We start from the raw sequence: 12367 nt of genomic DNA, 5'->3' as shown, positions 1-12367 counted from the left end.
ACCTGTGAGCAGCACCTTTTTTGTTTGTTTTGTTGTACACCTCATGGAGATATGGAATGTTCAGGCTAAACCCTTTTGTCCGGGCCGGATTATGTGCGTCCGTCGTATCCTTAGCGTTTCCGGCGCTGGCTGACGTTAATGAAGAGACGCTGGTCGTCACCGCTGCGGCAACTGAACAGAGCGTCAAAGATGCGCCCGCCAGTATTAGCGTTATCACCCAACAGGATCTGCAGCGTAGACCGGTACAAAACCTGAAGGATGTACTGCGGGAAGTGCCGGGCGTGCAGCTCACCAACGAAGGGGATAACCGCAAGGGGGTGAGTATTCGCGGCCTCAGCAGCGGCTATACGCTGATCCTCGTTGATGGCAAACGCGTTAACTCGCGCAACGCCGTTTTCCGCCACAATGATTTTGACCTTAACTGGATCCCGGTTGATGCCATTGAGCGTATCGAAGTCGTGCGCGGGCCGATGTCTTCCCTCTATGGTTCCGACGCCCTCGGCGGCGTAGTGAATATCATCACTAAAAAAGTCGGCCAGCAGTGGACCGGCACCCTCAGCGCGGACACCACCATTCAGGAACACCGCGATCGCGGCGATACGTACAATGGCCAGTTCTTTACCAGCGGCCCGCTGATTGACGGTGTGCTCGGAATGAAGGCCTACGGCAGCCTGGCAAAGCGCGCCAAGGACGATCAGCAGGCTTCCAGCAACGCAGCTGGCGAAACGCCGCGTATTGAAGGCTTCACCAGCCGCGACGGCAATGTCGAATTCGCCTGGACGCCCAATGACAATCAGGACATTACCGCAGGCTACGGTTTTGATCGCCAGGATCGTGATTCCGACTCTCTCGACCGCAACCGCCTTGAACGGCAGAACTACTCCCTGAGCCACAACGGTCGCTGGGATGTCGGCAATAGCGAGCTGAAATTCTACGGCGAGAAAGTGGATAATAAAAATCCCGGACAGGCCGGCACCATCACTTCTGAGAGTAACGCGGTGGATGGCAAATACGTTCTGCCGCTGGGAATGATTAACCAGCTGCTGACCTTCGGCGGCGAATGGCGCCACGATAAGTTGAAGGATCCGGTCAACCTGAGCAGCGGCGGTAAATCCACTTCCGCCAGCCAGTATGCGCTGTTCCTGGAAGATGAATGGCGGATAATCGAACCTCTGGCCTTAACCACCGGCATCCGTATGGACGATCACCAGACCTATGGCGATCACTGGAGCCCGCGTGCTTATCTGGTCTATAACGCTACCGATACCGTGACCGTGAAGGGCGGCTGGGCGACGGCATTTAAAGCGCCATCGCTGCTGCAGCTGAACCCGGACTGGACCACCAACTCCTGCCGCGGTTCGTGCAGCATTATCGGTAACCCGGATCTGAAGCCGGAAACCAGCGAAAGCTTCGAGCTGGGTTTGTACTATCGCGGCGAAGAGGGCTGGCTTGAAGGCGTGGAAGGAAGCGTCACCACCTTCCAGAACAACGTTGACGATATGATCGATATTCTGCGTACCTCCAGCGCCAGCGAAGCGCCGGGCTATCCGAACTTTGTCGGCTGGAAAACGGTGAACGGGAAACGCGTGCCGGTCTTCCGCTACTTCAACGTCAATAAGGCGCGAATCAAAGGGGTAGAAACGGAATTGAAAGTACCGTTTGGCGATGAATGGAAGCTGACGGTGAACTACACCTATAACGATGGTCGCGACCTGAGTAACGGCGGCGATAAACCGCTGCAGACGCTGCCGTTCCATACGGCTAACGGCACACTCGACTGGAAACCGCTGGACGACTGGTCCTTCTACGTCACCGCCAACTATACCGGCGAACAGCGTTCGGTCAGCACGACGGGCAAAACGCCCGGCGGCTACACCATGTTTGATATCGGCGCGGCCTGGAACGTCACCAAAAACGTCAAGCTGCGCTCCGGGGTGCTTAACGTCGGCGATAAGGATCTGAGCCGCGACGACTACAGCTATACAGAAGAAGGTCGCCGCTACTTTATGGCCGTCGATTACCGCTTCTAACCGGGCGATAAAAGAGGGCTGGCAGATTTCCCTGCCAGCCCTCGTTAAAGGCGCTCAGGTGGCTACTTACCGGGGCGAATAATGGCACGAATACTGCCGCAATTATTTCTAATATACCCTAAATAATTCGAGTTGCAGGAAGGCGGCGACGCAGGGAGTCCCCAGGAGCTTACTTAAGTAAGTGACTGGGGTGAGCGAGGAAAGCCAACGCACATGCAACTTGAAGTATGACGGGTATACACACGATGAGCAGACACCAGATCGGGACGTTGGGCGTTACCTTCATGGTTTGTTCTCCTTGCCTTTCGGCGGGTAAGAGACTAACCTGATGTTGTCTAAGCATGCAGATAGCCTCGTGGTGTACTGACCCCAGAAAGTTGGACAGTTAAACACGAGGCATATAGGTCTGATTCCGATATTCAATTGGAGTCAGACCTTTTAATTTCAGGCTAATTCTTCTGCTGTTGTAGTATTCAATATATTCCGTAACAGCATCCTTCAGCTCGCTTATATTACTGAACTCATCAAGATAAAAACACTCCGACTTTAAGGTTCCAAAGAAACACTCCACCACAGCATTATCCAGACAATTGCCTTTTCTGGACATGCTTTGTTTAATACCATGTTCTTTAAGGATATTTTGATATCTTCTCATACGATACTGCCATCCCTGGTCAGAGTGCAGAACAGGATGCTCGTGAGGATTAAGCTTTTTGAATGCCTGATCGAGCATATTCTCGACCATGTTCATCACTGGTCTTTCCGAAAGGCTGTAAGAAATAACTTCGTTGTTGAAGAGATCTATTACTGGAGACAAATACAGCTTGCGCCCATTGACTGCAAATTCAGTAACATCGGTAACCCACTTCTCGTTTGGCCGCGTAGCCTTGAAATCTCTTTGGAGAACATTGGGGGCGGTTTGCCCTACCTCTCCTCTGTAAGAGCGGTATCGCTTGACCTTAATCGCTGCCTTCAGTGAGAGGATTCCCATCAGGCGCTGAACAGCTTTATGGTTAATCTGTTTCCCTTCTCGATGAAGAGACAGCGTTACCCTACGGTATCCGTATCGGCCTCTATTCTCATGATAAATCTCACCAATACGCTTTTTAACGTCCGCATACTTGTCAGGCTTGCTGAGAGCCTTTAGATGGTAATAAAACGTACTGCGCGGTATCTCCGCAGCCCTGAGAAGCTCATCAAGAGGATAAAACTGCCTTAGCTCGTTGAGTACTTTCACTTTTTCGTGGGATGAGCTAAGGCTTTCAGCTTTTTTAGATACACAAGCCGCGTTTCAAGAAATCGAACTTGCCTTTCAAGATCCTCAATGCGTCGGTCTTTTGACAGCTCCAATGCTGATGCCGCTTTTTCTGGATCAACTGATATTGCAATGTTTCTTTTGGTGCCAATCTTGAGCGCGCGTAAACCAGCTTCTCCGCGCTCTTCATAAACCTTCAGCCACCTGGCTACAGAACCACTACCAGCAAGCATAAAGTGAGCAGCAGCCTGATTAAGGGACATGTGCTGCTCGATCACCGCTTTCACGACCTTAATACGCAACTCAGGATCAGCACTAACACCTTTAGGTTTGGGAATTAAACCTTTTTCTCCATGTTTTTCATAGAGGGCAACCCATGTCCTGACCTGGGTTCGGGGGACACCAAAACGTGCCGAGATGATCCTGTAACCATCATCAGTAGTGAAGTAGTGATTCACGACTTCAAGGCGCTTTTCAAAAGGGTATTTTGGCTTTGACATATCAGGGGCTATTCCATTTCATCGTCCAACAAAATGGGTGCAGTACATGGGTGATTACATTACCTTCGGGGCTTTCTTCTTTCTGCCTCAGCACAACGGTAAAACTCAATCCTGCCCTGAGGCGAAAGCCTCAAGCGCCGCCAAAAATCATACCCCCGACGACGGAAAATACACTATCTCTCTGTATTTATTAGTTTTTATGACTATTGGATGCTGAGGCATTTTGCGTATCAATGCGCCGGGAAGGGGCTTCACGACGCATTGAAGGATCAGGAGAAGAGGTGCCGGGCATGGAAACGCAGGTGGTCCTCAATAAATGAGGCGATAAAGTAGTAGCTGTGATCGTACCCGGGCTGAATACGTAGCGTTAACGGCCAGCTTTTCTGACGCGCGGTTTCCGCCAGCACCGCCGGCTGCAGCTGTTCGGCGAGGAATGCATCGTTATCGCCCTGGTCAATCAGGGTTGGGATCGCATCTGACTCGCTGCTGGCCTGCATTAACGCGCAGCTGTCCCAGGCCTGCCAGTCTGCTTCATTCGCTCCCAGATAGGCGGTAAAGGCTTTTTTGCCCCAGGGAACCTGGGTCGGGTTAACGATAGGCGCAAAGGCGGATACGCTGACGAAGCGGCCCGGATTTTTCAGCGCCATCACCAGCGCACCGTGGCCGCCCATGGAATGCCCGCTGATGGCGCAGCGATCGCTGAGCGTAAACTCGCGGGCAATCAGCTGCGGCAGCTCGTCGCGAAGGTAATCGTACATGCGGAAATGTGCTGACCACGGCGCCTGGGTGGCATTGAGATAAAAGCCCGCGCCTTTGCCCAGATCGTAAGCGCTATCGTCGGCAACGTTATCACCGCGCGGACTGGTGTCCGGCATCACCAGCGCAATGCCGAGCTCGGCGGCGATGCGCTGAGCGCCCGCTTTGGTGGTGAAGTTTTCATCGTTGCAGGTCAGGCCGGAGAGCCAGTAGACAACCGGCGGCGGCGCGTCTGCGGTCTCGGGGGGGAGAAAGATGCTGAAGGTCATTGCGCAGTTCAGCGTGGCGGAGTCGTGCCGCCAGCGTTGCTGCCGACCTTCAAAACAGCGGTGCTCTTCGAGCAGTTCCATGCAGGGCTCCTTAAGTGTCTCAGGCGTAATTTTCCATAATACAGATATTTCATGCGCTGGTGAGTAACTTTCACTTCCTCCTTTTCGGAACGTATTGCATCATTAATGCAACTTTTAACCAACATGCTGACGTTGTCGTCGCGCCGGAATCGCGCTATCGGCGGCGATTGAGTTGGTTGCGGCAAGGTGAGCAGGGCGTTGCGTGACGCATCGTAGTGCGCTGGTCTGGCAGCGTGGAACGAAAGGTGACGCCAATTTCAACAATTATCGATGCGGCTACTGGATTCTGTGCGTCACCTCACGCACAATGAATACAAACTTTGCCCTCAGAAGAGCAAAGAGCGCCACACCTGCAGGAGAATAAAAATGTCATCACTGAGTAAAGAAGCCATACTCGTTCATGAAGCGCTGGTCGCTCGTGGGCTGGAGACGCCGCTGCGTCCGCCAGTGCAAGAAATTGATAATGAAACTCGCAAGCGTCTGATCGCCGGACACATGACCGAGATTATGCAGCTGTTAAACCTTGATCTAAGTGATGACAGCCTGATGGAGACTCCGCATCGCATCGCCAAAATGTACGTCGATGAGATTTTCTCCGGCCTGGACTACGCCCGGTTCCCTAAAATCACCGTCATCGAAAACAAGATGCAGGTTGATGAAATGGTCACCGTGCGTGATATCACCCTGACCAGCACCTGCGAACACCACTTTGTTACGATTGATGGTAAAGCGACGGTGGCCTATATCCCGAAAGATTCGGTGATTGGTCTGTCTAAAATCAACCGTATCGTGCAGTTCTTCTCCCAGCGCCCGCAGGTGCAGGAGCGACTGACGCAGCAGATCCTTACCGCGCTGCAGACCCTGCTGGGAACCAGCAACGTCGCGGTTTCCATCGATGCGGTTCACTACTGCGTAAAAGCGCGCGGTATTCGCGATGCAACCAGCGCCACCACCACCACATCGCTGGGCGGCCTGTTTAAATCCAGCCAGAATACTCGCCAGGAGTTCCTGCGCGCCGTACGTCACCACAACTAAAACGGAGCAGGGTACATGGAGAGAAATGTCACGCTGGACTTCGTCCGTGGCGTCGCCATCCTCGGTATCCTGCTACTGAATATCAGCGCCTTCGGTTTACCGAAGGCCGCCTACCTTAACCCGGCGTGGTCCGGGAGCATCTCCGATAGCGACGCCTGGACCTGGGCGATTCTCGATCTGCTGGCGCAGGTCAAATTCCTGACTCTGTTCGCCCTGTTGTTTGGCGCCGGGCTTCAGCTTTTGCTGCCGCGCGGCAAGCGCTGGATCCAGTCGCGCCTGACGCTACTGGCGCTGCTGGGCTTTATCCACGGTCTCTTTTTCTGGGACGGCGATATTTTGCTGGCCTATGCGCTGGTAGGTCTGGTGGGCTGGCGGATGATACGCGACGCTCACGATGTTAAATCGCTATTTAATACCGGCGTGGTGCTGTATGTCATCGGCGTGGCGGTACTGCTATTGCTGGGATTAATCTCCGGCAATTCGCCTAATCGTTCGTGGGTGCCGGACGCGGCGAATTTACAGTACGAACAGTACTGGAAGCTGAAAGGCGGCTTTGAAGCGGTGAGTAATCGTGCGGATATGCTGTCGGATAACCTGCTGGCGCTGGGCGCGCAATACGGCTGGCAGCTGGCCGGGATGATGCTGATGGGGGCCGCGCTGATGCGCAGCGGCTGGCTGAAAGGGCAGTTCAGTCTTCGCCACTACCGGCGCACCGGCGCGCTGCTCATCGCTGGCGGCATGGCGGTTAATTTACCCTCTATTTTCGCCCAGTGGCATCTCGGTTGGGATCCTCGCTGGTGCGCATTTCTGCTACAGGCGCCGCGCGAGCTGGGCGCGCCGCTGCAGACTATCGGCTACGCGGCGCTGGCCTGGGGCTTCTGGCCGCAGCTGGCGAAATTTCGTCTGGTGGGGGCCATTGCCTGCGTCGGGCGCACGGCGTTGAGCAACTATCTGCTGCAAACCCTGATTTGCACCACTCTGTTTTACCGCTTCGGCCTGTTTATGAAGTACGACCGCCTACAGCTGCTGTCCTTCGTACCGGCCGTGTGGGCGATTAATCTTCTCTTTTCGTGGCTTTGGCTACGTCATTTTCGTCAGGGTCCCGTTGAGTGGCTATGGCGTCAATTAACCCTGCGTGCGTCAGGGACATCATTAAAAGATACATCCAGATAACGATCTGGATCACAATCATTAACAAAATGGATGTAACCGTTTCCATCCCTGTGACTTCACTCACGTAGCGTGCGGCGCGTCGCTGCCAGAATAGCCACCTTGCTGAACACAGGAGGTGAGTGTGACGTACTGCAATTCCCTAAAGGTCGGTGAGCATGATCACCATTCGTGATGTCGCCCGTCAGGCGGGGGTTTCCGTGGCTACGGTTTCGCGCGTGCTGAATAACAGCGCGCTGGTGAGCCCGGATACGCGAGAAGCGGTAATGAAGGCGGTAACGCTGCTGGGCTATCGGCCCAACGCCAACGCGCAGGCGCTGGCGACCCAGGTCAGCGATACCATCGGCGTGGTCGTGATGGACGTGTCGGACGCCTTTTTTGGCGCGCTGGTCAAAGCGGTAGATACCGTCGCCCAGCAGCATCAAAAATATGTGCTTATCGGCAATAGCTATCATGAAGCGGAAAAAGAGCGTAACGCCATTGAAGTACTGATTCGCCAGCGCTGTTCGGCGCTGATCGTTCACTCCAAAGCGTTGAGCGATGCGGAGCTGGGGGATTTTATGGAGCACATGCCGGGAATGGTGCTGATTAACCGCATCGTGCCGGGATACGCCCACCGCTGCGTCGGGCTGGATAACGTCAGCGGCGCGCTGATGGCGACCCGCATGCTGCTCAATCATGGCCACCAGCGCATCGGCTACCTCTCTTCTAATCACGGTATTGAAGATGATGATTTACGTCGGGAAGGGTGGAGCAGGGCGTTACATGAGCAGGGCATTATCGCTCCCGACGGCTGGATAGGCTCAGGTTCGCCGGATATGCAGGGCGGGGAGGCGGCGATGGTAGAGCTGCTGGGGCGTAACCTCGGCCTGACCGCGATCTTTGCCTATAACGACAGCATGGCGGCCGGGGCGCTAACGACGCTTAAAGATAACGGTATTGCCGTGCCGCAGCACCTTTCACTGATTGGTTTTGATGATATTCCCATTTCGCGCTACACCGACCCGCAGTTGACCACGGTGCGCTACCCGATCATGTCGATGGCAAAACTGGCGACAGAGCTGGCGCTGCAGGGGGCTGCCGGGAAGCTGGATCGCGAAGCCAGCCACTGCTTTATGCCGACGCTGGTGCGTCGACATTCGGTAGCGCAGAGGCAAATTGTGGGGCCGATCACTAACTAATTATCTGGCTGATGTAACCGCTTTCAATATGTGAGTGATTTCACAGTTTGTTAACATTAAGCTGACTATGATTGCTGCGTTTACAAGTCTGAACATACTATGTCACGGTGATTAATCACTTTTACAGCAGTAATCGGCGGTTAAACGATTAATTAAGCCGTTTTTCAGGAGCGTTACCCTACACGGAAGACAGAATTACAGTCGTGAATGTCGCTGTGCGGTAACATCAATGTAACACTCGCCAGCCGTTTTCACTCCAAAGACCCTGCATAATAAAACCGGAGATTCCATGAATAAGAAGGTGTTAACCCTGTCTGCTGTAATGGCTAGCATGTTATTCGGCGCCGCCGCTCACGCCGCAGATACGCGTATCGGCGTGACGATTTATAAATACGACGACAACTTTATGTCGGTAGTGCGTAAGGCAATCGAAAAAGACGGTAAATCAGCGCCGGATGTTCAGCTGCTGATGAATGACTCGCAGAACGACCAGTCCAAACAGAACGATCAGATTGACGTCCTGCTGGCAAAAGGGGTGAAGGCGCTGGCGATTAACCTGGTTGACCCCGCAGCGGCGGGTACGGTAATCGATAAAGCCCGTGGCCAGAATGTGCCGGTGGTATTCTTTAACAAAGAACCTTCCCGCAAGGCGCTGGATAGCTACGATAAAGCATACTACGTCGGGACTGATTCTAAAGAGTCCGGCGTAATTCAGGGCGATCTGATTGCCAAGCACTGGAAAGCGAACCCGAACTGGGACCTGAATAAAGATGGCCAGATTCAGTTTGTCCTGCTGAAAGGCGAGCCGGGCCATCCGGATGCCGAAGCGCGCACCACCTACGTGATTAAAGAGCTGAATGATAAAGGGCTGAAAACCCAGCAGCTGGCGTTAGATACCGCCATGTGGGATACCGCGCAGGCGAAGGATAAGATGGATGCCTGGCTCTCCGGCCCGAACGCGAACAAAATTGAAGTCGTTATCGCCAATAACGACGCGATGGCCATGGGCGCGGTAGAAGCGCTGAAAGCGCACAATAAGAGCAGCATCCCGGTATTCGGCGTCGATGCTCTGCCTGAAGCCTTAGCGCTGGTGAAATCCGGCGCCATGGCGGGAACCGTACTGAACGATGCTAACAACCAGGCGAAAGCGACCTTCGATCTGGCGAAAAACCTCGCCGATGGTAAAGAACCGGCTGCCGGTACTAACTGGAAAATTGATAATAAGATTGTCCGCGTACCGTACGTGGGCGTTGATAAAGATAATCTGAGCGAGTTTATCGGTAAGTAACAGCTTAATAAGCCGCGGGCGTACGCGCTGTACGCCCGATTATTCCTGATACCGAATCCGTCCCGGCCCGTCGTTAATTCGACGGCTGGGGTATGCATGCACGCAGCCAGGTATAACTATGGTCAGCAATAATAGCGAACGGTCAGGCGAATATTTGTTGGAAATGACCAACATCAACAAATCGTTTCCTGGCGTCAAGGCTCTCGATAATGTGAACCTCAAGGTTCGTCCCCACTCTATTCATGCATTAATGGGGGAGAACGGTGCGGGCAAATCAACATTATTAAAATGCCTTTTTGGGATCTATCAAAAAGATTCCGGCAGTATTCTTTTTCAGGGACAAGAGATCGATTTCCATTCGGCAAAAGAAGCCCTGGAAAACGGTATTTCAATGGTTCATCAGGAATTAAACCTGGTATTGCAACGTTCGGTGATGGACAACATGTGGCTGGGGCGCTATCCCACCAAAGGTATGTTTGTCGATCAGGACAAAATGTATGGTGATACCAAAGCGATTTTTGACGAGCTGGATATTGATATCGACCCACGCGCTCGCGTCGGGACGCTATCGGTATCGCAAATGCAGATGATTGAAATTGCGAAGGCATTTTCCTATAACGCCAAAATTGTGATTATGGATGAGCCGACGTCTTCGTTAACCGAAAAAGAGGTCAATCATCTGTTTACCATTATCCGCAAGCTGAAAGAGCGCGGCTGCGGCATTGTCTACATTTCCCACAAAATGGAAGAGATCTTCCAGCTATGCGATGAAATTACCGTTCTGCGCGACGGCCAGTGGATCGCCACCCAGCCGCTGGAAGGGCTGGATATGGATAAGATTATCGCGATGATGGTGGGCCGTTCCCTCACTCAGCGCTTCCCGACCCGGGAAAATAAGCCGGGCGAGATAATTCTTGAGGTGCGTAATTTAACCTCGCTGCGTCAGCCGTCAATCCGCGATGTCTCGTTCGACCTGCACAAAGGCGAAATCCTCGGTATCGCCGGGCTGGTAGGGGCGAAACGTACCGATATCGTCGAGACGTTATTTGGTATTCGCGAGAAGTCCGGCGGGACAATCAAGCTGCACGGTAAGAAGATTAATAACCATAACGCCAATGAAGCCATCAACCATGGTTTTGCGCTGGTGACCGAAGAGCGTCGCTCGACGGGGATTTATGCGTATCTGGATATCGGTTTTAACTCGCTGATCTCCAATATTAAGAAGTACAAAAATAAGGTCGGCTTGCTGGATAATTCACGCATGAAAAGCGATACCCAATGGGTCATCGATTCAATGCGCGTGAAAACTCCGGGGCAGCATACGCAAATTGGTTCGTTATCCGGTGGTAACCAGCAAAAAGTGATTATTGGTCGCTGGCTATTAACTCAGCCGGAAATTCTGATGCTCGATGAACCGACGCGCGGCATTGACGTTGGCGCCAAGTTCGAAATTTATCAGCTGATCGCCGAACTGGCCAAAAAAGATAAAGGCATCATTATTATCTCCTCCGAGATGCCGGAGCTGCTGGGTATTACCGACCGTATTCTGGTGATGAGCAATGGTCTTGTTGCCGGAATTGTTGAGACTAAAACTACCACGCAAAACGAAATTCTCCGTCTTGCGTCGTTGCACCTTTAAGATCAGGGGCTTCTCATGAGTGCGTTAAATAAAAAGAGTTTTCTCACCTGGTTGAAAGAGGGTGGGATTTACGTCGTTCTTTTAGTATTGCTGGCCATCATTATTTTCCAGGATCCGACTTTCTTAAGTTTGCTGAATTTAAGTAATATTCTGACCCAGTCCTCGGTGCGTATTATCATCGCGCTCGGTGTTGCCGGGCTTATCGTCACTCAGGGGACCGACCTTTCGGCCGGGCGTCAGGTCGGCCTGGCGGCGGTTATCGCCGCCACGATGCTACAGGCGGTGGACAACGCCAACAAAGTGTTCCCGGACATGGCCACGATGCCGATTCCGCTGGTTATCCTGCTGGTTTGTGCGATCGGCGCGGTGATTGGGCTTATCAACGGTATTATTATTGCCTACCTGAACGTGACGCCATTTATCACCACCCTCGGTACGATGATTATCGTTTACGGTATTAACTCGCTGTATTACGACTTCGTTGGCGCGTCGCCGATTTCCGGCTTTGATAGTCACTTTTCGCAATTTGCCCAAGGGTTCGTAGCGCTGGGCTCGTTCCGTCTGTCGTATATCACTTTCTACGCGCTGATTGCCGTTTTCTTCGTGTGGATCCTGTGGAACAAGACCCGCTTTGGTAAAAACATCTTTGCTATCGGCGGCAACCCGGAAGCAGCGAAGGTCTCCGGGGTGAACGTCGCGCTGAACCTGCTGATGATTTACGCGCTCTCCGGCGTGTTCTACGCGTTCGGCGGGCTGCTGGAGGCGGGGCGCATCGGGTCGGCGACCAACAACCTCGGCTTTATGTATGAACTGGATGCGATTGCCGCGTGCGTGGTCGGCGGAGTCTCGTTCAGCGGCGGCGTCGGCACCGTGTTCGGCGTGGTGACCGGGGTGATTATCTTCACCGTCATTAACTACGGTCTGACCTATATCGGCGTCAACCCGTACTGGCAGTACATTATCAAAGGGGCCATTATTATTTTCGCCGTGGCGCTGGATTCACTGAAGTACGCGCGTAAGAAATAAGAGTAGTGAATGAAGGCAGGCGTCAGTTCAGGCGTCTGCCTTTTGCTTTTTCGAAATGATAATTTGCCGCCTTCCTGCAACCTGAATCAGGTAGGGTATATATCCTCAGTATCCCGATATTCACTCGCGTAATCAGA

9 protein-coding genes are annotated in these 12367 nt (G+C 53.1%); 7 read left to right on the top strand and 2 right to left on the bottom strand.

What is annotated here, in order from left to right:
• Positions 1–56 precede the first annotated feature (56 nt).
• Positions 57–2030: a catecholate siderophore receptor CirA gene (gene cirA / locus ACSIPU_RS06390; protein ID WP_004114107.1), complete on the top strand. Its 1974-nt coding sequence runs from the start codon at positions 57–59 to the stop codon at positions 2028–2030.
• Between the two features lie 385 nt (positions 2031–2415).
• Here the strand turns inward: cirA and ACSIPU_RS06385 are convergent.
• A protein-coding gene (locus ACSIPU_RS06385; protein WP_087522250.1) for an IS3-like element IS150 family transposase occupies positions 2416–3785 on the bottom strand; the annotation gives its coding sequence in 2 pieces (ribosomal slippage) (positions 2416–3305 and positions 3305–3785; 1371 coding nt in all).
• 269 nt (positions 3786–4054) lie between these two features.
• Entirely contained in the window at positions 4055–4891 is an 837-nt protein-coding gene (gene fghA, locus ACSIPU_RS06380) for an S-formylglutathione hydrolase (RefSeq protein ID WP_004103897.1), read from the bottom strand.
• A 366-nt stretch (positions 4892–5257) separates the two neighbouring features.
• On the opposite strand from fghA, the gene folE reads away from it, so the two are divergent.
• The 6 genes from folE (at position 5258) to mglC (ending at position 12230) form a co-directional block, all read left to right on the top strand.
• Entirely contained in the window at positions 5258–5926 is a 669-nt protein-coding gene (folE, locus tag ACSIPU_RS06375) for a GTP cyclohydrolase I FolE (protein WP_004103895.1), read from the top strand.
• Between the two features lie 15 nt (positions 5927–5941).
• The gene (gene yeiB / locus ACSIPU_RS06370; protein WP_004103893.1) at positions 5942–7099 is read left to right on the top strand and encodes a DUF418 domain-containing protein YeiB; all 1158 of its coding nucleotides are present in this window, start codon (positions 5942–5944) and stop codon (positions 7097–7099) included.
• Between the two features lie 155 nt (positions 7100–7254).
• Positions 7255–8277 (top strand): HTH-type transcriptional regulator GalS, encoded by a 1023-nt coding sequence (gene galS / locus ACSIPU_RS06365; RefSeq protein ID WP_004103891.1) that lies wholly within the window; start codon positions 7255–7257, stop codon positions 8275–8277.
• 289 nt (positions 8278–8566) lie between these two features.
• Positions 8567–9565, top strand: coding sequence for a galactose/glucose ABC transporter substrate-binding protein MglB (mglB, locus tag ACSIPU_RS06360; RefSeq protein ID WP_004103888.1), 999 nt, complete (start codon positions 8567–8569; stop codon positions 9563–9565).
• Between the two features lie 118 nt (positions 9566–9683).
• Complete coding sequence (gene mglA, locus ACSIPU_RS06355) at positions 9684–11204, top strand: galactose/methyl galactoside ABC transporter ATP-binding protein MglA (protein WP_004103886.1); 1521 nt, start codon at positions 9684–9686, stop codon at positions 11202–11204.
• A gap of 15 nt (positions 11205–11219) precedes the next feature.
• Positions 11220–12230 carry a galactose/methyl galactoside ABC transporter permease MglC gene (gene mglC, locus ACSIPU_RS06350; RefSeq protein WP_004114089.1) on the top strand — a complete coding sequence of 337 codons (1011 nt, stop codon included), beginning with the start codon at positions 11220–11222 and terminating at the stop codon, positions 12228–12230.
• Positions 12231–12367 lie beyond the last annotated feature (137 nt).

The organism is Klebsiella sp. HN106, from assembly GCF_051209435.1.
In the GTDB taxonomy this organism is placed as follows: domain Bacteria; phylum Pseudomonadota; class Gammaproteobacteria; order Enterobacterales; family Enterobacteriaceae; genus Klebsiella; species Klebsiella oxytoca.
This window is presented reverse-complemented; position numbering and strand designations above follow the sequence as displayed.

Bases quoted from the DNA above. Each gene is read 5' to 3' on its own strand.
- cirA (WP_004114107.1), top strand. From the start codon at position 57: ATGTTCAGGCTAAACCCTTTTGTCCGGGCCGGATTATGTGCGTCCGTC.
- fghA (WP_004103897.1), bottom strand. From the start codon at position 4,891: ATGGAACTGCTCGAAGAGCACCGCTGTTTTGAAGGTCGGCAGCAACGC.
- folE (WP_004103895.1), top strand. From the start codon at position 5,258: ATGTCATCACTGAGTAAAGAAGCCATACTCGTTCATGAAGCGCTGGTC.
- yeiB (WP_004103893.1), top strand. From the start codon at position 5,942: ATGGAGAGAAATGTCACGCTGGACTTCGTCCGTGGCGTCGCCATCCTC.
- galS (WP_004103891.1), top strand. From the start codon at position 7,255: ATGATCACCATTCGTGATGTCGCCCGTCAGGCGGGGGTTTCCGTGGCT.
- mglB (WP_004103888.1), top strand. From the start codon at position 8,567: ATGAATAAGAAGGTGTTAACCCTGTCTGCTGTAATGGCTAGCATGTTA.
- mglA (WP_004103886.1), top strand. From the start codon at position 9,684: ATGGTCAGCAATAATAGCGAACGGTCAGGCGAATATTTGTTGGAAATG.
- mglC (WP_004114089.1), top strand. From the start codon at position 11,220: ATGAGTGCGTTAAATAAAAAGAGTTTTCTCACCTGGTTGAAAGAGGGT.